Origin of the sequence: Flavitalea sp. (assembly GCF_035489435.1) — a bacterium.
Classification (GTDB): Bacteria; Bacteroidota; Bacteroidia; order Chitinophagales; family Chitinophagaceae; genus DATHKG01.
In genome coordinates this window covers 20,936-44,299 of the sequence record NZ_DATHKG010000180.1, presented here as the reverse complement: position 1 = coordinate 44,299, position 23,364 = coordinate 20,936, and the positions used below count along the sequence as shown (strand labels likewise).

The 23,364-nt window shown below is 41.8% G+C and carries 16 protein-coding genes; 3 read left to right on the top strand and 13 right to left on the bottom strand.

The window, feature by feature from the left end:
- Window positions 1-40 precede the first annotated feature (40 nt).
- Window positions 41-1,402 (top strand): ATP-binding protein, encoded by a 1,362-nt coding sequence (locus VK664_RS28515; RefSeq protein WP_461402140.1) that lies wholly within the window; start codon window positions 41-43, stop codon window positions 1,400-1,402.
- A 191-nt stretch (window positions 1,403-1,593) separates the two neighbouring features.
- A complete protein-coding gene (locus VK664_RS28510; protein WP_461402139.1) occupies window positions 1,594-4,092 on the top strand; it encodes a glycoside hydrolase family 95 protein in 2,499 nt (832 codons plus the stop codon).
- A gap of 390 nt (window positions 4,093-4,482) precedes the next feature.
- Here VK664_RS28510 and VK664_RS28505 read toward each other — a convergent pair whose 3' ends face one another.
- The 11 genes from VK664_RS28505 to VK664_RS28455 all read right to left on the bottom strand — a co-directional run bounded on the left by VK664_RS28505 (window position 4,483) and on the right by VK664_RS28455 (window position 19,683).
- A complete protein-coding gene (locus VK664_RS28505) occupies window positions 4,483-5,181 on the bottom strand; it encodes a FadR/GntR family transcriptional regulator (protein ID WP_461402138.1) in 699 nt (232 codons plus the stop codon).
- Between the two features lie 81 nt (window positions 5,182-5,262).
- Window positions 5,263-6,390 (bottom strand): mandelate racemase/muconate lactonizing enzyme family protein, encoded by a 1,128-nt coding sequence (locus VK664_RS28500; protein ID WP_461402137.1) that lies wholly within the window; start codon window positions 6,388-6,390, stop codon window positions 5,263-5,265.
- A gap of 134 nt (window positions 6,391-6,524) precedes the next feature.
- A complete protein-coding gene (locus tag VK664_RS28495; RefSeq protein ID WP_461402136.1) occupies window positions 6,525-7,811 on the bottom strand; it encodes an MFS transporter in 1,287 nt (428 codons plus the stop codon).
- 191 nt (window positions 7,812-8,002) lie between these two features.
- Window positions 8,003-9,115 (bottom strand): hypothetical protein, encoded by a 1,113-nt coding sequence (locus VK664_RS28490; protein WP_461402135.1) that lies wholly within the window; start codon window positions 9,113-9,115, stop codon window positions 8,003-8,005.
- A gap of 1 nt (window position 9,116) precedes the next feature.
- Window positions 9,117-10,046 (bottom strand): dihydrodipicolinate synthase family protein, encoded by a 930-nt coding sequence (locus tag VK664_RS28485; protein WP_461402134.1) that lies wholly within the window; start codon window positions 10,044-10,046, stop codon window positions 9,117-9,119.
- A 140-nt stretch (window positions 10,047-10,186) separates the two neighbouring features.
- On the bottom strand, window positions 10,187-11,434 hold the full coding sequence (locus tag VK664_RS28480; protein WP_461402133.1) for a sialidase family protein: 1,248 nt from the start codon (window positions 11,432-11,434) through the stop codon (window positions 10,187-10,189).
- Window positions 11,435-11,526: 92 nt separating this feature from the next.
- Window positions 11,527-12,309: a phytanoyl-CoA dioxygenase family protein gene (locus tag VK664_RS28475; protein WP_461402132.1), complete on the bottom strand. Its 783-nt coding sequence runs from the start codon at window positions 12,307-12,309 to the stop codon at window positions 11,527-11,529.
- A 181-nt stretch (window positions 12,310-12,490) separates the two neighbouring features.
- Window positions 12,491-13,417, bottom strand: a complete 927-nt coding sequence (locus VK664_RS28470) for a dihydrodipicolinate synthase family protein (protein WP_461402131.1) — start codon at window positions 13,415-13,417, stop codon at window positions 12,491-12,493.
- A gap of 57 nt (window positions 13,418-13,474) precedes the next feature.
- On the bottom strand, window positions 13,475-14,710 hold the full coding sequence (locus tag VK664_RS28465; RefSeq protein ID WP_461402130.1) for a sialidase family protein: 1,236 nt from the start codon (window positions 14,708-14,710) through the stop codon (window positions 13,475-13,477).
- Window positions 14,711-14,770: 60 nt separating this feature from the next.
- On the bottom strand, window positions 14,771-16,243 hold the full coding sequence (locus VK664_RS28460; protein WP_461402129.1) for a RagB/SusD family nutrient uptake outer membrane protein: 1,473 nt from the start codon (window positions 16,241-16,243) through the stop codon (window positions 14,771-14,773).
- Window positions 16,244-16,326: 83 nt separating this feature from the next.
- On the bottom strand, window positions 16,327-19,683 hold the full coding sequence (locus VK664_RS28455; protein WP_461402128.1) for a SusC/RagA family TonB-linked outer membrane protein: 3,357 nt from the start codon (window positions 19,681-19,683) through the stop codon (window positions 16,327-16,329).
- A gap of 213 nt (window positions 19,684-19,896) precedes the next feature.
- Here VK664_RS28455 and VK664_RS28450 point away from each other — a divergent pair, with 213 nt between their 5' ends.
- On the top strand, window positions 19,897-20,715 hold the full coding sequence (locus VK664_RS28450; RefSeq protein ID WP_461402127.1) for a DUF3667 domain-containing protein: 819 nt from the start codon (window positions 19,897-19,899) through the stop codon (window positions 20,713-20,715).
- Between the two features lie 14 nt (window positions 20,716-20,729).
- Here VK664_RS28450 and VK664_RS28445 read toward each other — a convergent pair whose 3' ends face one another.
- Window positions 20,730-21,863: an ATP-binding protein gene (locus VK664_RS28445; RefSeq protein WP_461402126.1), complete on the bottom strand. Its 1,134-nt coding sequence runs from the start codon at window positions 21,861-21,863 to the stop codon at window positions 20,730-20,732.
- A gap of 209 nt (window positions 21,864-22,072) precedes the next feature.
- Window positions 22,073-23,014: a LysR substrate-binding domain-containing protein gene (locus tag VK664_RS28440; protein ID WP_461402125.1), complete on the bottom strand. Its 942-nt coding sequence runs from the start codon at window positions 23,012-23,014 to the stop codon at window positions 22,073-22,075.
- Window positions 23,015-23,364: the final 350 nt, after the last annotated feature.

The window sequence follows — 23,364 nt, the reverse complement described above, 5'->3', positions numbered from 1 at the left end:
GAGCTGGAAGGGATTATTCCCACAATTAATATAAAATAATATGGAGAATATAATAATAGGAGAAACTCCGGTTATTCGAAAGCCAGTTGATGAACTGGATTACGTGCAGGAACTTATCAAATTCAGGCTAGCCGAATATTTTAATCCTACTGATGATCTAATAGAACCACAACTTCCTGAGTTGGATCAATGGATCTTGCCTATGGCTGATTATGTCAGGCGCAAAACGCTATCCCCGGATCTGACGAAAATTCTCCTGATCGCTCTGATGCCACATATCCGGCCAGAACTTTTCGATAACATAATTGAAGAAAGCCTGAAGAAAGCAGGCGACTTTCCAAAGCTCGGTGGCGCCAGAGGAAAAAGTTTCCGTGGTTTTCTTCCGACGGGAGAAACAGTGATCTTTCTGCTGGGAGGGAGTTCCCTGCAACGAAGGTTTGACATTCAAAATTATTTTAATGCTGAAGAATTCTTTGCGAAGGAGAAAATATTGTTGTTGGAAGATGTTCCCCAGGGTGAACCCCTGATGAGTGGAAAGCTGGTTCTTTCCCCGGAATTCGTTGATCTGTTTACGATGAATAAAATCAGTCGCCCGCATTTCAGCTCCAGTTTCCCCGCAAGATTTATTCAAACAGAATTGGAATGGGAAGATCTGGTACTGAATGATGAAGCGATGACGCAGATCAAAGAATTGGAAACATGGATCAATCACAACGAACAATTAATGAATGGATGGGGTATGCGAAATCGTCTCAAACCCGGATATCGCATTCTGTTTCATGGCCCTCCCGGCACAGGAAAAACCTTTACAGCTACATTACTTGGAAAATATACCGGTAGGGATGTTTTCAGGATCGACCTGTCGATGGTTGTTTCAAAATACATCGGGGAAACTGAAAAGAACCTGGAAAATCTTTTTGCAAAAGCCGAAGCAAAAAAATGGATCCTGTTTTTCGATGAGGCAGATGCGATTTTTGGAAAACGCACGAGTGTAAGAGATGCGCATGACAAATATGCAAACCAGGAAGTTTCATATTTGCTTCAACGGATTGAGGACTTTGATGGAATGGTGATACTAGCATCGAATATGAAAGCTAACATCGATGAGTCATTTATCCGCCGCTTCAATGCAATGATCAGGTTTTCGCTACCCGACGAAAATGAACGACTGGTATTATGGAGAAAAACATTTCCTTCCCATATCGGCTTTCATAAAAACGAGGATATTCCCGATATCGTTAAAAAGGTAGAACTAACCGGTGGTAACATTAACAATATTGTTCAATATGCATGTCTGAAAGCTGTTGAAAAAAGCAATTCAAATATCTACCTGGATGATGTGATAAACGGCATTAAGCGTGAATTACATAAGGAGGGAAAACCTTTTACTGCAATTTCCTGACAATTGCCAGCTAATACGGCTACAGCTAATTGCCATCTGATACTACAAACCTGTTTCTTTATAACCTCAAGTGTTAAGCTGACAACTATAACCTGCCTGTCCAGAAATACACTGCGGGGCTGAGTCTCCGCACAGCTCATCACAGTTAGGGCTCAAATTATGAGTATTATGCTTCCTGATTAACTCTTCGTATGCATAAAATCATCTCTTACATTTTTATGTTCCTGATATTTTCGCCTGAAATTGTTTATTCTCAGAATAAGCTCCTGTATACTAAACCAGCTGTGAATTTCAATGAAGCATTACCTCTTGGCAACGGAAGAATAGGCGCAATGGTATATGGCCGGGTTCAAACCGAATATATTTCGCTTAACGAAAGCACTTTATGGAGTGGCGGCCCTGACATACAATGGAATAATCCTGATGTAAAGAAATATCTACCATTGATAAGAGAAGCCGCATTAAAAGGAGAATATAAAAAAGCAGATAGCTTGTGTAAGTTCATGCAGGGACCATACACAGAATCTTATATGCCGATGGCGGATTTGAATATTGAGTATAAAAATATCAGCGATTCATCAAACTATAGGAGAATGCTTAACCTTGATAGTGCTGTTGCAACAACAACATTTAAAAGTGATAACATAAACTTTAAACGAACTGCATTTGCCAGCTTTCCTGATAGCGTGATTGTAATCAGAAATGAGGCTGATAAAAAAGCTGCTTTGTCTTTTGATATCCTGCTTGCCAGTAAACTCCATTTCAACATAAAAACTATTAATAATAACGAAATTATTTTAACGGGTAAATGCCCGAAACACGTTGAACCTGCTTACCTATGGAAGATAAAAGAGATTGATGCAATGCAATATGGAGATGAAGGCATGAGCTTCACGGTTCGGGTGAAAATAATACATGAAGGTGGCAGACTAATGGCTGATGATAAAGGCCTGCACCTTTCAAATGCAAATGCAGCAACGATCCTGGTAACAGCAGCAACAAGCTTTAATGGTTTTGATAAATCGCCATCAAGGCAGGGAAAAAATAATGCTTTGATTGCTGAACAGGCTATGCAAAAGGCAACATCGAAAACTTATTCAGATTTATTAAACAATCATATCAATGATTATAAACCTTTTTATGAACGTGTCAGATATGACTTTGGTAAAAGCCACAATGAATATTTATCTGCAGGCAACAATGAACATCTACCAACTTATGAACATCTACCGACCGATGAACGATTGAAGAAAATGTCATCAGCGTTCGATCCGGAACTGTTAGCAACCATTGTTCAATATGGAAGATATATCCTCATTGCCAGCTCAAGGGCCGGGGGACAACCCTCAAATCTGAAAGGCTTGTGGAATGAAAAACTTCGTCCGGAATATAGTAGCAACTGGTGTATTGATCATGATGCGCAGATGAGTTACTATCCGGTTGAAACTAATAACCTTTCTGAAATGCACCAGCCTTTTTTACAACTCATAAAAGAGCTTTCGGAGAATGGCTATAAAACAGCCAATATAAATTATGGTATGGGCGGCTGGTGTGCGCATCACAACACAGATATCTGGCGGAAGTCTTCACCCGTTGGCAACTGGGGTGAAGGAAATCCGCATTGGGCCAACTGGAATGTAAGTGGGGCCTGGCTTAGCGATCATTATATGGAACATTTCAAATTTACGCTTGATACTAATTTTTTAAGGCGGCAGGCATACCCAATAATGAAAGGTGCCGCAGAATTCTTTTTGGATTGGCTCATTCCAGACAGTACTAATAAATATTTAATTTCTGTTCCATCGTTCTCTCCTGAAAATACTTTCATTACAAAAAATGGGGATACAGCACAAACCAGTGTAAGTACGACAAGTGATATTGAACTGGTGAAAGATCTTTTTAAAAACTTTATCAAGACAGCCGAAATATTGCACATAAAAAATGCATTTATTGACTCTGTTCAATCTGCACTTAATAAACTGATGCCTTATCCCATTGGCGCAAACGGGCAACTATTAGAATGGCAACAAGACTGGCGTTCAACCGATCCTGCACATCGCCACCTTTCGCACATGTATGCGGTGTTTCCCGGCTCGGAAATATCCCCGCTAACGACACCACAGTTAGCAGAAGCTGCAAAGAAGGCATTATCGTTTCGCGCAAAAACAAATGGCAGCTGGGGCTTTGCCTGGAAGGCTGCATGCTGGGCAAGATTAAATGAGGGCGACAGTGCATGGCAAACCTTGCAATACCAGTTGAATTATGTAAATCCGCAGGCCAAAACAGCGGTGAACAACCTGGGCTTATACCCTAACTTATTTAACAGCGAAGTACCGGGGATTATTTTGAATGGCAATACCTGCATTACTGCTGCTGTAACTGAAATGTTGCTGCAATCACAAACCGGAGTGATAGACCTGCTGCCTGCATTGCCAAAAACATTTAAGCAGGGGGAAGTAAAAGGTCTTGTCGCAAGAGGTGGTTTTGTTGTCAATATTGTCTGGAAAGGAAATGCATTAACGGCGGCAACCATTTACTCAAGGCATAACAACCCATGCAAAATAAAACTCAATAACAACTACGCCGTGTATCAAAAAAATAAGCGGGTTATTTTAAAAGAAGAAAGGAAGAACATTTATTCGTTTGATACAAAGGCTGGGGAGACTTATGTTATTAGTAAACACAATTGATTTCTAAAGTGCGAAAGTATTTATTACTTTTTTCTTGTACTGTCACCGTCGGAAAATACATAGTCGAAAGAACGAATTCATCAATATCGAAAACTTCATCCGCAGTCAGACTTGTATTCGTTAGCATGAACTATCGACGGGTTAACCAATGGGAAGCTAAGATTGAGAGATAATTTTTAATTTCCCTTGACATGAGTTAAACAACTTTTTAATAGTGACCGCTAATTAAGTCATTACAGCCAAGTTTATAAAATGAGCGCTACTTGAGTCATTACAGCCAAGTTTTTTAAATGACCGCTATTTCAGTCATTTTGACCAGACTTTGACTGAAATAGCGGTCATTTTAAAAATCACGAAAATAAAAGGTTCGCAGACTTCAACGCCTGGATCTTAATCCGGCTTTTCGTTTAATTTATCAAAATGCGGTTTTAGATGTTCATACATCCCTTTGCGGAATTCTTCGCGGGTGCCGTTTTTGAGGATATTAACCAGGTCGATATGGCTCACCTTACCTGAACGATGTTCTTTTTTTTCAGAGATCATGACATAACCAAATATTGGTAGCAACATGTTCTGAAAACGCTTCAAGGTATCATTACCGGTCATCTCATAAAGCTTACCGTGAAATTCAATTTCATTTTTAATCCGAAAAGTATGCGGCTTATCCTTGATCTGTTTTTTTGCTATGGCTTCCAGTTCTTTCAGATCCTTTTCTGTTTTTCGCGCGAAGAGTATATCACCCAGGCCGATTTCGATGACCAATCTCAGTTCGAAAATTTCTTTTAAGATATGATCGTCGATCAGTAACGGATTCATCACCTTTTCGAGTGAGCCCAATACATCCGGCCTAGCCATCACCATACCGCGCTTCTTCCTTGTTTCTATCATGCCAAGCATTTTCAACCGGCTAAGCGCTTCACGAATAATGTTCCGGCTTACACCCATGGCCTCTACTAACTCTATTTCCTTAGGTAAAGGATCACCGGGCTTTAGCGCACGCTCCTTAAAATATGTCTGCAACGACTGCTCAACCAGGTCGGTCATAGTCGCTTTGCTGATACGTTTTAAAGTTCCCGGCACTCCGCTCATAGTTCGTTTTTGAACAAAGATAATTGAATATAGTTATGAGTTATGAGTTAGTGATGAGTTAGTGATGAGTTTTAGAAATGACTAATAACGGCAACCTTTGATTAGTTCAGTGGTATTGTTATCAATCCAGTCCCAGTCAATTTCTACACCCAGGCCAGGTCCGTTTGGGAGATGTTGGCATCCATCTTCACGGACATCCAGGGGATTGCCTTTTAATCCAAAACGAAACATGGAATGATGATTTTCGACAAAGTTTGATAAGTGCGTTGCGCAAGCAACATGAAGATTTGCCACATCCAGCAATGGCGATGAGGCGGTGTGGATCTCCAGTTCATAACCCATCAGTTCACAAATGGCCAATGCTTTCATCAGGCCCGTGATACCTCGTTTGATATGGGTATCAGCACGCATAACATCTACTGCTCCTTCGACCAGGTATTGAGGCATTTCAAACAAGCTGATTGTTTCGCCGGCAAGTACGGGAGTATTCACTCTTTCACAGATCTTTTTTAATTGTTGAATATGCCTGTCTGGGATCGGTTCTTCAAACCATTCAAAATTTAATTCATCCAATAGCCTACCTATTTCCAGAGCATCTACAAAGGATAGTTGTGCTGATGCATCGAGCATCAGGGTAAAATCTGGTCCGGCTTTTTCACGCGCACAGGTTAGTCTTTCGATATTTGTTTTTACATCACCAAGCAATTGGAGTTTCAATGCAGTATATCCTTCTTTCTTTGTGAGATCTATGGCTGCTCCTACCTGTTCCACGCTCCTGACCTTATGTGGCGGATGGGTCCGGTATAACCTTACCCTGTCCCGCACCTTGCCTAATAATACGGCGATTGGCAAGCCAGCAACCTTTCCTTTGATATCCCATAGTGCCACATCCAGATCGCTTTGCACAGTGTCGGTCATATTATATAAGTGTCTGCCTTTTTTTCGCATCTCCTGCCAGATGGATTCATGGTTAAGAGGATCCTTGCCTACGAGATCATGATAATACACATCATGAATATGATATGCAGAACCACGACCCTGGCCGAGTGGACCATATCCCATGGTATATCCCTCAATTCCTTCATCCGTATGTAGGATTGTAAATGCCATCTCCCAGAATGGCACATGACCGGCTGGGATTGGTTCGGGGGCGAACCAGGCCTCAGACGGGAGTTGTATAATACGGGTGGTGATATCAGTAATTTTCATTTATGCCAGTTTGTTTTCATTTGTCCCGGCTTGTTTTCCATTTCAGCATGTCACTACTGTCGGACAGCTTTTAGCCATAGATTCGTTCCCTCTGGTATACATTATTCTGTCGGTCAGTTTATTCAGACTAATTATCATTGATCTTTTTTTATCTTAACTGCAAACAATGACCAGGTAGCTATCAGCAGCAATACCGCAGCTCCTTTATAAATAACGGAAAGATCAATTTGCGCATCTTTCAATGCACCACCAACATAAACCATCAGGCCACCTACGATGGTGCTTAAAAAATTAAGAACTCCATACCCGGTTGCCACATAACGGTTATCAATAACCTGGTGAACGATCGGCATCAGGTTGGAATCATTGAAGCCTCGTGCAAGACCGAATGCAATCATCGCAACAATGGCAATGCCAAAAACATAGGTTGATGACATCAGGAATAAAACCGGTGCACCCACACTAAAACCGATAATGATCATATATAGCCGGCTGCGCTGATTGGTACGGAACCACCGATCTGCCAGTATGCCCCCAACGATCACTCCAATAAAAGATCCGATCTGTACATAACCCGTTGCGGAAAGACCCGCTTCACCAAGACTGAGATTAAACTGATCTTTCAGGAAGGTTGGCAGCCATCCATAGATCAGCCAATTCGCCACTCCGAGCATCACAAAATAAAATAACAAAACAAGGAAGGATCGATTGTTAAGAATCAGGCGCATAGAAGACAGGAATGTAATTGGCTCCGACACGGCGATAACTGGACGGCTTTCTACACGCCCAAGGCTGTCACCAGGTTCTAGGTTATCAATAGGCGTTAGGCTATTGACAGGCTCCTTGCTTTTATCTTTTAGATAAAACAGAATAAACACTGCATAAAGACATCCAAAGATCCCGAACACCTGGAAGCCATAACGCCAGCCCCACCATTCGGCAATAAATCCACCGACACCACCAAGAGCCAGGCCAGTATACAATCCGCTGAAATGTATACCGGTTGCCAGTGAACGGGTTCGTCCTCTATGATAATCTGAAATCATTGCCAACGCAGCCGGGATATAGAATGCTTCGCTGATGCCCATGAAAATACGGGCCACAATCATTTCCTGAAATGAAGAGACAAAACCAGTCCAAACGGTCACAGCCGACCATACAGCTACACTAAATACAATCACTTTTTTACGGCTATACTTATCTGCCAGGTATCCACCGAAAGGACTTAAAAATCCATAAGACCAAAGGAACACGGAAGTGAGCAAACCAAACTGTGCATCATCAAGTGTAAACTCTTTTACGATCGGATCACGCATGGAAGTGATAAGTATCCGATCCAGGTAATTTAAAAAAGCAACTACCCATAATACACCTACAACTCCCCAGGGATACCACGATGCCTTTGTGTTTACATTCTTCATTTATTTGTTTTATGCTCTTTATATACAGAAGATATTATTGGATAGATGTTATTCAGTTCCCCCTTAATCATTTTATCGATACATATTGATGCCTGCTATTTAGAGTTGCCGTTTTCGTTAGGAAGCCTGTTACTTCTAGTTGCACTATCTATATAGTAAGGTCTATTGCATTATTTAAATAGTAAAGCCCATTATTTTAAAGTTGCCCTTAGCACACGATTTGTTCTCACACCTGGCCTAACCTCTCCACCTGGAATTATTATATCGCCATTCCAAATTACAAGCGGGGTAGTGACTGATGCCCAGGTGCTGCCATTGGGATTATTTTCCGGATCAGGCATTTTTTTAGTGAGTACTTCTGATACAGGTGACCAATCATTATTATGATATGCCAATATACCTGTTCTGAATCCCGGATGTTTATCTTTCAAAATAGTGTTGCTGTCAGCGCGACTCCCATCATCTCCGCCGATAACCAATAAGCCCAATTCCTGGCTCGCATATGAAGGACCAGGAGCTGCGGCTGTCGAATATGGAAGATCAGAGATCTTTTTCCATCCATTGCCCGGTGTATAAGCATAAGCATCTTTCAAATATTCACGATGAGCGGCTGTATCATCAGTTGCAACAGCGAGGTGAACACCACTCATTAAATAAAATTCGTCATTCATAGATCCCGCAACCGCCAACATACGTGATGGTCCCGGCCAGGTAATAAGTACTTTCCAGTTGCGATGCATGACCGGCTTCGAAAGATCAAGTGACCAAAAAACATTGAGAGTTTCTTTTGCTGTTGGAGAAGCCAGACCCCCGGCTACATAAATAATATCATTTATGATCACACCACTTGCGTTGGCGTTTGGTGCAGGCAAATCAGGAAGTTGTTCTGTTACAATACTGTCGTTCACATACCTTATAAAATAACATTCCGCATAATGTTTGTCTTTATCTGCTCCACCAAGAATGATCACACCATCTTTCCAGGTGAGGGAAACACCATATCCCATTGGTCTTGGCAACTTGCCTATTTCTTTCCAATTACTTTTTGGATTTTCTAAAACAAATATGTTATCGTACCAGGTTTTAGTTCCACCCGACCATGGACGGGTATTAGCAGGAAAATTTGATCCGCCTGCAACAATCAGGCTACCATTGCTCACGCCTGCAAAAGAACCTGCAAAACCAGTTGAATCAGGAATGATAGGTAATTGATCCCATACAATCATTTTATCAGTTGGTACCGTACAGGAAAAGTTTTCAACAATACTCATAAGGGTAAGGATTAATAATGAAAGGTTTTTCATTTTATATCTTTTCAAAAAATTCGGGCAACCATGATCTTGCCTTTAAAGCTACATTTCTTACCTCCGATTCCGGGATCCATTGATAGGGCCAACGAAGCCTGGTGCCAAGCTCTGCCCATCCCCCTGCCGCCGCAAGTAACTTGTCCAGGGCCGGGTTGCTATATCCTGCATTTTTAAAAGGCACAATGCATTCGTCGAAAAATGATAAGATACGCTTCTGTATTTCCAGTGCAGCCGGCATATCGACCTTCATAAGTTTCCACCAGGATTGTGATCCCATAGGACTTAAACAGGCAACATTGGAATAGGCACCGTCCGCCACTTTAGCTTGCAAACCCGAAGCCAGGAAATGCCCGGGGACAAAAACAGAAAATGAATTGATACTCCATTGCATTGCATCGAACCATTCCTTATCACCACCAGCGAGCTTCACACCTATTAACTGCGGAATAGTATTACACAAGTTTTCAAGCTCCGCCGGGGTCAATACTTTTTTTGCATGTGGTGGATTATATAAAACCAATGGAATACCTGAAGCCTCAGTCGCAAGTCTTTCAAGATAATCGACCTGCTCCTTCTCATTTGCGGTCACCCAATCGGGTAAGATTACCTGGAAGGCATCCGGCTTTAATGAGACTGATCGTTTTATTCGTTCCAATGAAATTACCGGCGAAGGATGAGCCGCACCAATTTGAAATGGCATCCCCTCACGATGACATTTTTCAGCCATCAGGTACTGGATGTTATCAAATTCCTGTTCTGTCTGGTTATGAAACTCGCCTGCTGTTCCGTTTGAGTAAATGCCATCAAGCCCGGCAGCGATAAGATAGTCAAGTTCATCTGCCAGTCTTGAATAATCAATGCTATCATCAGCATTAACAGGCAACAATAAGGTACCCCAATTTCCTCTTAGGTTTTCACGGGTCAGCAATATTGGTTAATTAAATTTATAAGAAGTTCCATGATCAATTTTTGCGTTGCTAATTATTTGAATTTTCAGCTACCTGAATAGCCTGATGGTTTAATCGACATTTTTTGCATCATTGATAGTTTGCATCATCAATCGTAATCTTATTTGAAATCACCCAACGAAAGTTCTTCAAATACAATTCCTTCATAAGGTTTTGCATTCCCGGCTTCATATAAACAAGCCAGGTTTCCGTTCGGCAACACCACCAGGTTTGAATATGCGGCCGGACCTTCATGCAGCACATTTTTTGATTTCCAGGTGCTACCATTATCATAACTAATCCTCACAGTCATATTGGTACGCGCCTTTTGATTTGCAGGATTTGAAAATACCAGGAAAGATTTTTTGCGTTTATAGTTATACGAAAGCAAACTACCCTGGCAAACCGGTTCTACAAGCGTGGTATCGCTTTTTAATTCGGACCATGATTCACCCCCATCTTTACTTAATGCAACCTGCCTGTTACGGCTTGTACCAAAGTTGCGCATATTCAGCATCAAAACACCTTTTGGTAGTTCTGCAACGGTACATTCATTTACACCATCAGCCGGGGTGGTTCCACCCAGTTTCCAGTTATCACCTCCGTTGTCAGAATAAATAGCATGCGAGAAATATTTTTTTGTATCAGCTTCAATATGATCACAGGCAATCACCAGCCTGCCCTTATGTTTCCCTTTGCGAATTTGAATTCCATTTACAGGACCCGTAGCATACCAGGTCCAGTTATCTTTTTTTACATCGGTTGTTATTTCCTTTGCCGCAGACCAGTGTTGGCCGTCATCAGCGGAATTCAATACAAAGACCCGTCTTGTATCTTTTGCTGTTTTTGCAATGATATCTTTTTCATGATCAGTGCCCAGGTTCCAGGTTGAAAGCAGGATAATCTTCCCGCTTTTCTGGTCAACTACAGGCGCGGGGTTGCCACAGGTATTCGTACTGTCGCTCCAGACAAGTGACAAGTTTGACCAGGTCTTCCCGTTATCTGCTGAACGTTTTACTACGATATCGATATCTCCCGCATCACCGCAGTTGTTCCTTCTTGCTTCTGCAAAAGCAAGCACTGTTCCTTTTGAAGTAGTGATGATTGCCGGGATCCTGAAACAGGTATAACCATCTTCGCCGGCTTTATAGAGGTGGCTTAGTTCCTGGCTATAACTTTGCATAGAGACACCCGCTAATAAAACAAACACCACTATCAATCCTGGCTTGATAACAAATATTGGGCGCAGGAGCTGAACTAACCGCCGTTGAACTAACCGCAGTGGAACGGAGTGCAGCTGAACCATACGCAGTCGCATTGAGCGCAGTCGAATTGAGCGTAGGTTTGGAAGAGAATAATTTCTTTTCATCAGTTGATTTTATTTTTTGCCAGACCTCTTGCCGCTTTAGTATATGATTTATATGGGATGAATACAAAGCAAGTGTAGGCTGCGATTACTGCTTATAAATTCTTTTCAAATGCATTCACTTCATCAAAGATTGTCGTTCCCCGTACCAGTCTTCCCAGCCTTGGTCTCCGGTCATTGTACACTTCCACGGCATCTGCATCTGCATATCGAAGAAATAATATTCTCCGGTCACGTTCATTCGAATAATTGCCATCAGATTTATGAAGCATCCAGCAATTAAATATCAATGCATCACCTGCTTTCATTTCCATCGGAACAGCAAGATTATCCTCAGCCTCAACTATTATTTCGGATTTATTCTTTTTTTGTTCCTCTGTCTGGTTAACTTTTATCTGCCCGCCTTTGTGACTGCCTGGTATCAACCAAAGACAACCATTTCCCCGGTCTGTATCATCAAGTGCCGTCAGGGTAGTTAAGGCTGTATAAGGTTCCAGTTCACCATAACCATTATCCTGGTGCCAGCCGAAGGGTTTTGTATTACCCGCCATCTTGAAAGTAAGTTGTGAAGTAGCTCCCTTTATATTCGGCCCGATAAGTTGAGTGGCTATTTCGACCAGTGGTCCATCAAAATAATATGATTTCACGGCCCTCGATTTATGATGAATATTTACCAGCAATGAATTTTGCAACCATGACTTGTTTGGATCAAAAGCAACTTTTTCTTCATTCCAGGCGGTCATACATTCATCGCGCATTTGGGCCAGGCCCTCTTTGGTCAATATGTTTTTAATAACCAGGAAGCCCTGTTCTCTGAAAGTTTCCAGCTGTTCGACTGATAATAAATTGTAATTAAAATATTGTTCTTGTCTTGCCATATCAATATTTATGAGATCGGATTCAATTAACTGCTATTTCTGAGTCGATATTTGATCTATTGCTATAATCGTACTCAAATAACTTGTTATACCCGACCAGGGATTTTATTTATTTCAATAATCCTGATTAAATAAACTTACGCACTGCACCTACGTGTGTTATCTATTTCAACAATCAGAATTAAATAACCTGTTTTTTCCTGGCAGGTACTTTGTCAAAAAAAGAAAGCGCGTTTAGTTCCTGGTAAAACTGCTCGTAAGCCTTTTCATCCAATGTGGTCAAAGGAAGTCTCGACGGACCTAAATCCCAACCCAACATTTTCATGATGGCTTTCTGACCCGGTATTGGCGGATATTTGACCAACACACGTACTATATCAACGAGAAAATTATGATTCTCACGCGCAGCTTCTATATTACCGTTATTAAACAATTCAATTGTTTTAAGATAAAGAGGTGCCGCAAATGTATAGGTACTGCCGATGGCCGCCCTGGCACCAACAGACAATGCAGGTAATAACATTTCATCCAAGCCAAACAGGATATCAAATCTGCCGTTGTCATAATTGAGACATGATTGGTATTCCTGGAGTGTAGTTGCCGTGTACTTAATACCGGCAAGATTTGGAATAAGCGGCTCAGCAATCTTAAGAAATTCGATCATATCCATACCAACACCGGTAAGATGCGGGATATGATAATAATAGAATGGAATTTCCGGTGCTGCACTGGCAATTTCTGCCATGCAATCGGCCAGGTTCTTTACCGAAACCAGTTTGAAATAAAAAGCTGCAACTGAAGAAACCGCGTCAGCACCATTTTCAGCCGCATGCGCAGCCAGTTTTTTCGCATCGGCAATACAACTGTGGCCCACATGAACCACGATCAGTATCCTTTTGTCAGCCGCCTTTATAAATGCTTCGGCAACCTGCATTCTTTCTTTGGTTGTCATGTTGGGGCCCTCGCCGTTGCTGCCACAAACAAAAATTCCTTTTAAACCATCTGCAATAAGTTTATCCACCACCGCCGGAATCATTTTGAAATTAATCGTTCCATCTTCATTAAAAGGTGTAAAACTAGCTGCAATTAAACCATCCATTTTCTTCATAGTTATGTTTTGTCTTTTTTATTCCAGGGTCGGATATTTGAATAGAAATCTTTTACTTCACTTCTTTTTCGAAATAAAATCCTTTCCATCAGTCAGCCATTCAATATTAAATCTGCGGATCACCATGCGATAAATCCAGTCGGTATCATCGCCGTCTCTTATTTCATACAAACAAAATATCATTCCTTCTTTATCAACCGCAAGATCCGAATATCCTGAACCGCGGGCATGCATCACCTTATGAACAGGCCAGGTTTTGCCTTCATCATAACTCAGCCTTGCTGTAATATTTTCTCTTGGTTTATTAACTCTTGAATTCTTTCTTACCTGTATCTGATTATTCCGGCTATCGGGGTTAGCAAAGATCAGGCGGGGCTTATCATCTCCCTTACCGGTAACCCTGATCAGGCTCGCCATACATACCGGTTCGAACAGATCATTATCGAAAGCCGGTTTGCTCCAACCTGAAATACCATTTTTACTATAACTGATCAGTCTGCGGTTTGAATCTGATTCATTGCGCATATTGATCATAATGCTACCATCTGTTAACTGCACCACAACTGACTCATTTGGATTGATGATGGTATCGTTTGAATTCGCAGGCATATCCAGGTTGTTTGAAATGATGTCACCGCGTTTCCAGGTTTTTCCGTTGTCGTCACTATAAATAGTAGCAACACAGCTTGGCCTATGATCCCCACCCGGCTTGCTTCTATCGGGAATACATAGCCAGACTGGAACCAGCAATCTCCCATTGGTCATTTGAATGGCATGGGCAGGACCCGGGGCCAGCACTTTCCAATCATAATCTTTTTTGAAGAGATCGAATACATAGGTAATATCGATAGGGGCAGACCAGGTCTTTCCCTCATCGGTTGATTTTATATAATAAGCATTGGCATAGTTTACCTGGAACAAAACATGAACTGTTCCGTTTTTATCCGCAATCGGAGTGATATTACTGGTTGGTTTTCCTTTTGTATATGGGATCACCACTTTTGAAGGTTCCCAGGTATTTCCGCCATTAACACTTCTTCTTAATAACAGGTCCATATCATCCCAATCCTTACCTTTTCCATATCGTCCTTCTGTGAATGCGAGCACAGTTCCTTTCTCAGTGATCACCAATGCAGGCACATGGAACATGGTGTAACCTCCCACAGCTGGTTCGTATAACAAGGTTGTATCAGTGAATGCAGCCTGTTGTGCTTTTACGCTATGGGCTGGTAACATGCAAGCAAGAAGAAACGTTGCAAACAAAAACCTGGTGATGATAATTCTGCAATTCATAAATATGTCCTGATTCATTTTGTGTCCTGATTCAAAAAACATTCTATTCTGGTGCATAAATTAATATCCTTCAGTTTGAACGATCAGGTTGTTATTTGCCAGCACCGTTGTATTAACCGGCCAGAACAACGGTGTTGTTTTACCGACCAGGTTTGGAACATAAGTGTACACATTAATAGTACCACCGTAATGAAAACGTACCAGGTCATACCATCTTTTATTTTCGAAAAAGAGTTCCCGGCCACGTTCATCAAGGATTTCTTTTTCCACTGTTGTTTTATCGGTTGCACCCATGTATGGACCATTACCGGTGCGCACCCGAACCCTGTCTATGTACTTTATAGCATCAACAGTATTGTTGATAGCTGCAAAAGCTTCCGCTTTCAGCAGGAATATATCTGCCAACCGGTATACAATCAGATCATTGTCCGGGACACGGTCTTCCGGATATTTTGTGCCAGGATATTTTGTGATCCACGCGATTTTTGGCCCGCTTGATTGTCTTTCGACTATCCAGGTATAGGGAATTCTTTTATCAGCCGGATAAGCATTGAACAGCGCCCTTGATTTGGGGCTGATCTGGTATGCGCCCTGGCCATTGGAAGCAGTAGCGCACCATGGTATGCTGTCAAGATTAAGAGCACCGGTTATACCAGCTAAAAACGGCAAAGCATTGATTACATAATTATTGCTGGTTTCATCGCGGTTAAAATAGACAGAAAATATTATCTCTGGATTTGAAGTTGCTCTTAAACCTACAACATTTTTGAAGTCAGCGTTTAAATTCACCCCGCTCAGTTCTACCTCATTGATTGCCGCAATGGCGGCATTAAAATCAGCAGCACCGCCACCTAATACTTTACCACTCCACATCTTGACATCAGCCTTCATGGCCATTACTGATCCATAGGCAAAACGATATTTGGATGGATATAAGGTCGGACTGAAAGACGGGTTTGTTTTCAGCAACAGGCTGGCAGAATCAAGATCACTCACAACCTGGGCAATTACCTGGACTGCAGGCGAGCGTGGCAGCAATTCAACATTTTCATCTACCACTGCCTTAAGCATCAAAGGAACATCCTTTAATATCCTGGTTAACTGGAAATAAAAGAAAGCCCGCAATGCATAGGTTTCGGCGATGATTCGATTTTTGCTCGCCGGGTTAACGGTAAACTCAAAATCCTTAATGCGTTCAAGCAACAGGTTACAATGCCCGATGGCGCGGTAATAGACGTCGTAGTTCACTGCACCCGAAGTTGGTGATAAGGTATGAGTCCAGGCCACAGTAAAACGGGAATTTTGGGCCGAGATCAGTTCTTCGCCGCGCTCGATGCCATAAGTCACATTGTTTTGTAACGTTCTTAACTGGCTGTATATTCCCGTTACATAAGGTTCAAAGTCGCCTTCGTTTTTAAAATATACCTCTTCGGTTATACTTGACTGTGGTGTTACTTCAAGAATCTTTTCGCATCCGGAAGCGATCACCAGGATAGCTGTAAGAGAAAGTAGTTGTTGAATTATTTTTTTCATATCTGGCATATTATACCGGTTGGCCCGGGTTTTCCGGATGGCCGGAATGTTAGTCCCGGATGACCGGAATGATGAATCATTTATTAAAAACGTAATGTTGCGCCCAGAGTATATTGTCTTGGGCGTGGATAGCCAATTGCATCAAAGCCAGTATAGGTTTCGGGGTTGATGCCTGAATATTTGGTGATATATGCAATATTGAATGCAGAGGCAAAAACGCTCAGCCCGGTTGAATGGATTTTCTTCATTATTGAAGCTGGTAACTCATAGGAAAGCGTGATTTCACGTAAGGCGATGAAATCACCTTTCTCGTATAGCGCTGATACATCAGAACCATAAGAATTATTGGCTCCGAGGGTGCTCGAACGAAGATAGTTACGCTGTCCAAAGTCAAAATCAGCAAACGAAAACCTTGCGTATTTTTTTCCAACATCGCCTTCTTTCTGCCAGATGTCCGGACCAAGTGCTTCTTCGGGAGCTCCTTCATTAAAAGCACGACCCTGGCCAAGTGAACGCGCCAATGCCCCATTGCTGATAATATGACCAAGCGCATAATCCAGTCCCACCCTGAGTGAGATGGCCTTATAAGAGAAAGTATTTTGCCATCCACCAGTAATATCGGGCGACCTGTAACCCATAAATACCTGGTCTTTTGTATCAATAATTCCATCACCATTTACATCTTCGAAGATGAAATCACCGGCGTGTTTTTTGGCGATGATTCCCTGTGGGGAAGCCAGGTTATCTTTTGTTGTTGCATTCCAGGCGGCTGCATCAGCTTCAGTTGCAAATACTCCCAACACATTGTATGCATACATGGCAAACGGGCGTTCACCTTCGGCAATTCCACCGACTTCTATATTTGTTTTTGTTCCCTTATCATAGATTATGTCACCACCCTGGCGATTGTTCGCACGACCATTATCAGGCAATTGAATTACTTTCTGATTGTTCTTTGCAAACGCAACAGAGGTGCGCCATGAAAAGTTTCTGCCTTTGATTATTGTTCCGCCTAAATCAATTTCAATACCCCTGTTCTGCAATTGACCATTGTTATAAACGATGGAAGGGAAAGGTGCTTCAGATGGAAGTGGTTTTGAAGCAAGCCTGTCTTTTGTAAGTTTATTATAAATGTCAACAGTTAATGTTATCCGGTTGTCGAGGAAGCCCGCATCAAATGCAAGATCCGATGTTGCTGTAGATTCCCATACAAGATTCGGATTGGAAAGATTGGCGCGAAGAATACCGGAACCCAATGCATAACTGGTAGGGGAATAGCCGCCATAAGTATCGGTGAGTGAAAGGTCACTTAACCCTGCTTCACCCCAGCTTGCCCTTAGTTTCAGCATGCTGACAGGTTTTATTGAAAACCATTTTTCCATATGCATGTTCCAGCCAACCGAAGCCGATGGGAACAGTGCATATTTATTTTCAGGTGCGAAGTTTGAGAAGCCATCATTCCGTAATGAAGCACTGAGCAGATATTTACCGGCATAGTCATAGTTCACCTGGCCAAAAACGCTGGCTGATTTTGATTCTGATAATTTTGTCATGAAATCGGTAACATTTGAAACGGTGATACCGTTTATTACCGCGGTGGGTGGTTCATTAATCGTGAATATATAATCGCTCGTAGCGCGTTGTGAACCGATGTTTATTTCATTCGCACGGTTTACGGTATAGTTAAAACCGCCAAGCACCGTGAAATTATGATCGCTTCCTAAATGAAAATCATATTGCAGGATCTGGTCGGTCATTAATTGTCTTGAAGCAATGGTGCGTTCAAGTTTTTGCCTGATCGTGGCTGGTTGTATCTCATCAGCCGGTGTTCCCAAACGTCTGAACATATAGGTATAGTCCTGCATTATATAAGATACAGATGGCTTAAAGTGCAAACCCTTGTAAATGGTGATATCACCACCGACCCTGGCAACAAGTCTTTCGGTAGCTATCTCCTGGTCATCATATTGCAAGACATGGAACCGGTTGCGGGTAGTGTAATTTTCACCAATGGCTGCGTTGCCATCATCCTTATAAATACGGATCAGCGGTGTGACCCTGGTGGCGCGGGTAAGATCATTCTGAAATGCTTCAACATAATTTGGCCGCACATCCTGGTAATTTATCATCGCATCGATCCTGGCATTTTTCGAGACTTTGAATCCGAAATTTCCTAGCACATCAAGTCTTTTATACCTGGTTCCTGCGAAAACTCCTTTCTGATCGGTATAGGCGGTCGATAAATTATAATTTGCATTTTCTCCTCCACCGTTGATGGCTACGCTGTTGTTCTGCGAAAGACCAGTTTGCCAGAGCTTATCCTGGTAACCATTATCCGCATAAATGAGTTTTGTGCCGGGGTTGATGGGGTCATCCATGGTCTGATAACCTTTCGATAACAGGTTATCGACATAAGGCTGGCCTTCAATAGCAACGAGGTTGTCGTATAACGCCGTCGTATACACGTAACGACCGAATTGTCCTTTTGCAGTGAAAGGCCTTGTTCCGGCAGAAAAACCGCCATTGTATAACAGGTTGTTTTTATCTAACAGATCGAATGTGTTCTTAACCGTGGTGCGCGCGAGCCGGAGATATTCTGTAGCGCTGAGATAATTATAATCTCTTGATTGTGTTTCCCAGGTTGAGCGGTGGTTAAGCGTAAGGTTCATTTTGGTGTTAAACTTTCCGCCTTTGGTCCTGATAACGATAACACCGTTAGCTCCTCTTGCGCCATAGATAGCTGTAGAAGCAGCATCTTTCATTACCTGGAAGGTTTCAATATTATCAGGGTTGATATCATCCATTGATCTGAACACACCATCAATAACAACTAATGGGCCTGTATTATCTGCATTACCGATTGGGTTTCCGGAAGCATTTCCAAGTCCACTTCCGTAAACGTTTAGTTTTGTACCACCGCGGTTAATTATATTGGTAGCACCGGCTCCGGGCTGACCGGAGGTGATCGGAACGGCGACCCCCGCGATTTTGCCCTGCAGTGCCTGGACCGGGTTCGGACTGGGCCTGTTCTGTAATTCAGAGATATTGAGTTTCGAAATTGCTGCTGTCGTTTTTGTCTGACTTTGCTGGGTATAACCAACAATCACGACATCCGTTAAGGTTTCATTTACGGTACTTAGAACAACATTAAGTGGCCCGTTACCCGCTATTTTTTCCTGTATTCCAAATCCTACGCTGGAAAATACGAGGGTGGAACTTGTCGAAGGCACCGGCAAACTGAATGCGCCTTCAGCATTTGTTGATGTACCGCCTTTTGCGCCTTTAACCTTTACACTTACGTTTTGTAAAGGGGCGCCAAGACTGTCTGTTACAGTCCCGGTGATGGTTACAGACTGGGCTGAGGCGATTGAATGGAAAAAAAATAATGCTGCGAACAGGGGGATGAGTCGCAGTTGTAAACACGAAAAGAGCCTTTTCATATGCAGCAGGGTTTAAATCGTTTTTTTAAAAGTAGCAATTAACTATGTAGTTATGTCCTACATAAGACAAAGATGGGAAAATATTTGAACCTTCCAAAAAAATTTGGTTTTTTGTTTTTTGGGGGATGATGATAAGAGAACTGTGTTGCCTGCGTGTATTGTTATTCCTGCTGATTACTAAGACAATAAGTTTTTTTATTATCTTGAAGGTATATGCAGACCTGCCAAAACTGCGGAGATACCAGGCAAGAAAAATTCTGCCCCAACTGCGGTGAAAAAACATTTCATGCAAAGGCTCTATCCATTAAACACCTGGCGGGGGAAACCTTCGAAAGCCTTTCACATTTTGATAATAAGTTTTTTAAAAGTGTTGCAACCTTACTGATCAGGCCGGGTGTACTGAGCTATCAATACTGCAATGGGGTAACGGTGCGATTCATGAAGCCGTTTTCACTTTTCCTGGTGGCCAATCTTATTTTCTTTTTATTGCCGGTTCAAAATCCATTCAGTCTTCCCTTATATAATTACGTTACTTATGAGCCGTTTACAACAATGGGAAACACGAGAGAAGCAGTGCGGGCTAAATTGCGCGAAACCGGGCTGACTGAAAAAGAACTCACAAGCACATTTAACGAAAGGATCAGATCAAATTCTAAAATCTTCATCGCATTATTCATTCCTTTTTTTGCCGGCATCTTTGCTTTGATTTTCTTCAGCAGCCGCAAGCGATTTGGAGAACACCTGGTGTTTGCCACGCACTTTATGACTTTTTTAATTTGCCTGATGGTTTTGCTTACCCTTTTTTTTATGTTGACCCCTATAAGTTTCAACGCGGGATCAGGAGATACAGTTGTCACTATAATTCTTTCCCTGATTTTATGTACCTATTTATCTATTGGAGTGCACCGTTTTTATGTCAGATCCTGGTGGAAGGCGGTCCTGGCTTCGCTAGTGATCGTAGTCAGCCTGATTATCAGCGAGCAGGCTTTCAGGATGTTTTTATTTTACCAGGTGCTGAGTGGAATCGGATAATTTATCAGATGGTTCTACATCTCAAAATTCACGAAATCCATATAGTTCTGCCTGGTTATAATACCAGTTATAGTTCCCGGATAAGCCTCCAAAAAGCTGGATGGTATTTTTGCCTTAGCTCTTTCATTCCATTTAAATTCCCACGCATATAACTTGCCTCCCGTTTCTTCGATCCGGTCAATCTCCTGCTGTTGATGAGTGCGCCAGAAATAGTTATTTACATAATGATTTGTATAGTGATTGAACTTATCCCTTTCAGCTGCCAGGAAATTTTCCCACAAAGCACCTGTATCCTGTCTAAGCGATAATGGGGAAAAATTTTTTATTATGGCATTCCTGATGCCATTATCGTAGAAGTATATTTTTTTTCCTTTTTTAATTTCGTTACGAAGATTGCGACTAAATCCGCTAACCTGGAAAACGACGAAACATTTTTCAAGCAATTCAATATATCTATCTACTGTTTTATTATCAGTACCAATTGTTTGCCCTATTTCGGTATACGATATTTCATTCCCTATTTGTAAGGCAAGCGCAATAAGCAATCTTTCCAACAATGCCGGTTTTCGAACATCCCGCAGAGAAAGGACATCTTTATATAGATAATTATTTGCGAGTTCAAGCAGGTTTGCCTGGGCCTCAGCTGGCGAGTTGACAATATCCGGGTAAAAGCCATATATCATTCGTTGTTCGAGCAACCTGGTCTCCTTCAGCACGGAAGTGTCGGCTACCATTTCGGCTGTTGCAAACGGGTAGAGACGATACTCTCTTTTTCGCCCGGTTAAAGGTTCATTTATCTCGTCAGCAAGTTCTAATGCGGATGATCCAGTAGCTATCACCTGTATGTTTTTGAAGTTATCTACCAGGAGTTTCAGGGTGAGACCAATGTTTTTTACCCGTTGGGCTTCGTCTATTAGTATCAGTGAGTTATTACCTATCAAAGCCTGTAAAGAACCAGAGCTGGCGTTTTCCAACAATGACCTCACATCAGGCTCATCACAGTTCAGATAGAGCACCTTAGATTCGGTGCCCTCCATGATGGATTGCAATAATGTTGTTTTGCCAACCTGTCTCGGACCTGTTATTATTATGGCTTTCCCTTTAAAGAGAGACTTGACTATTTGTGCATATAAAGCTCTTCTAATCATAATGTTAATAAAAGCTGCAAGTTACTCTAAAGTTTTGATCTATACTATAATTTGCCTATATACAGGGTTTATAAACCCTATATTATATCAAATTTAAGGTTTATAAGGCCTACATTTAATATAAATTAAGGTTTAGAGCTGAGAATTTAAGGAGGCGGATCCCAGGAAGATGATGATGATAAATTCACCCATCCAGATAATCATCGGCATCAAGGCAGGTTGACGGGTATCAGTTCGACCTTCTTTTTCTTCACCATCTGCGGGGGCAGGTTGTCGATAATGGTTTGACTCAGAAGACCGATCAATCTTGTTTTAGTAAATGTTTTCAAGGAAACCAGGCTTATTTCTCTTACAGGAGCCGGACTCTTGAAATAACGTAACATATTCTTTCTTGCACTGCTCATGTCATAGGTGGCCAGTTCAGGCAACAAAGTAATGCCGCCATTTTTTTCGACAAATCGTTTAAGTGTTTCAATACTACCGGCCGCATAATCAAAATGTTTTTCTCTTGACGCATCTTTCTGCAAAGCACAGAGATTCATCACCTGGCTGCGGAGGCAGTGACCCTCTTCCAGCAGCCACATACTATTGACATTAATATCAGCGGGCAAAATGTATTTTTTGTTAAAGATTTTTTCGGCGCGCGATACATAAGCTACAAACTCTTCATTAAATAAAAATTCCTCTTTCAGATCGGCGTGATTGAGCGGCGTGGCCATAATGCCGGCATCCAGGGTTCCATTCCTGAGTTGGCGAACAATATTTTCTGTAGTCATCTCATGAATGCTGAGACGCACATTCGGATAATTTTTAGTAAAGGCTTCAATAAATTCAGGTAATAAATAAGGCGCCAGCGTAGGTATCACCCCAAATTTAAGACTACCTGTAATGACACTTTTTTCCTGCTCAATAAGCTGGTGCATCATACCAGCTTCGGCTAATATCTTTTTGGCCTGTTCGATTACAACCTGGCCGGTTTCTGTCGTAGTAACGGGAGTGCTACGGATAAAAATCTGGGTATCCAGCTCTTCTTCCAGTTTCTGAACCTGCATACTGAGCGAAGGTTGGGTGATATGACATTCTTCCGCTGCTCTTGCGAAATGCTTCAATGTATCCAAGGCAACAACATATTCTAATTGAACTAAAGTCATGATAGGTTAAAACTATTGAAGTATAAATTTAATTGATTGTAGTTATATTCCAAATGTCATAATATTGTCGGCTGATATCAATCTCTTTTTACCCGGTCTGTATATGCAGGCGGGAAAGAGTGTTTGATTTTGGGCGGTTTGCAAAATGGCCGCAATTTCAGCCAAAAAGAGGCGATTTTGACTGAAATAGCGGTCATTTTGCAGCCATTGGAAATTCACATATAACGAAATAGTCAGCGCTAAGTATTCGCAACGCCTAAGTTTCCGTAACACCCAAGTATTCGCAACACCTAGGTTTAATAAACACAAAATTCACCATAGCAAATTCAAATTCAGTATAACAAAAAACT

Coding starts and splice junctions, on each gene's coding strand:
- VK664_RS28450 (WP_461402127.1), top strand. CDS start 19,897: ATGCAGACCTGCCAAAACTGCGGAGATACCAGGCAAGAAAAATTCTGC.
- VK664_RS28500 (WP_461402137.1), bottom strand. CDS start 6,390: ATGAAAATTACTGATATCACCACCCGTATTATACAACTCCCGTCTGAG.
- VK664_RS28475 (WP_461402132.1), bottom strand. CDS start 12,309: ATGGCAAGACAAGAACAATATTTTAATTACAATTTATTATCAGTCGAA.
- VK664_RS28440 (WP_461402125.1), bottom strand. CDS start 23,014: ATGACTTTAGTTCAATTAGAATATGTTGTTGCCTTGGATACATTGAAG.
- VK664_RS28510 (WP_461402139.1), top strand. CDS start 1,594: ATGCATAAAATCATCTCTTACATTTTTATGTTCCTGATATTTTCGCCT.
- VK664_RS28490 (WP_461402135.1), bottom strand. CDS start 9,115: ATGAAAAACCTTTCATTATTAATCCTTACCCTTATGAGTATTGTTGAA.
- VK664_RS28445 (WP_461402126.1), bottom strand. CDS start 21,863: ATGATTAGAAGAGCTTTATATGCACAAATAGTCAAGTCTCTCTTTAAA.
- VK664_RS28455 (WP_461402128.1), bottom strand. CDS start 19,683: ATGAAAAGGCTCTTTTCGTGTTTACAACTGCGACTCATCCCCCTGTTC.
- VK664_RS28460 (WP_461402129.1), bottom strand. CDS start 16,243: ATGAAAAAAATAATTCAACAACTACTTTCTCTTACAGCTATCCTGGTG.
- VK664_RS28470 (WP_461402131.1), bottom strand. CDS start 13,417: ATGAAGAAAATGGATGGTTTAATTGCAGCTAGTTTTACACCTTTTAAT.
- VK664_RS28505 (WP_461402138.1), bottom strand. CDS start 5,181: ATGAGCGGAGTGCCGGGAACTTTAAAACGTATCAGCAAAGCGACTATG.
- VK664_RS28495 (WP_461402136.1), bottom strand. CDS start 7,811: ATGAAGAATGTAAACACAAAGGCATCGTGGTATCCCTGGGGAGTTGTA.
- VK664_RS28480 (WP_461402133.1), bottom strand. CDS start 11,434: ATGAAAAGAAATTATTCTCTTCCAAACCTACGCTCAATTCGACTGCGC.
- VK664_RS28515 (WP_461402140.1), top strand. CDS start 41: ATGGAGAATATAATAATAGGAGAAACTCCGGTTATTCGAAAGCCAGTT.
- VK664_RS28465 (WP_461402130.1), bottom strand. CDS start 14,710: ATGAATTGCAGAATTATCATCACCAGGTTTTTGTTTGCAACGTTTCTT.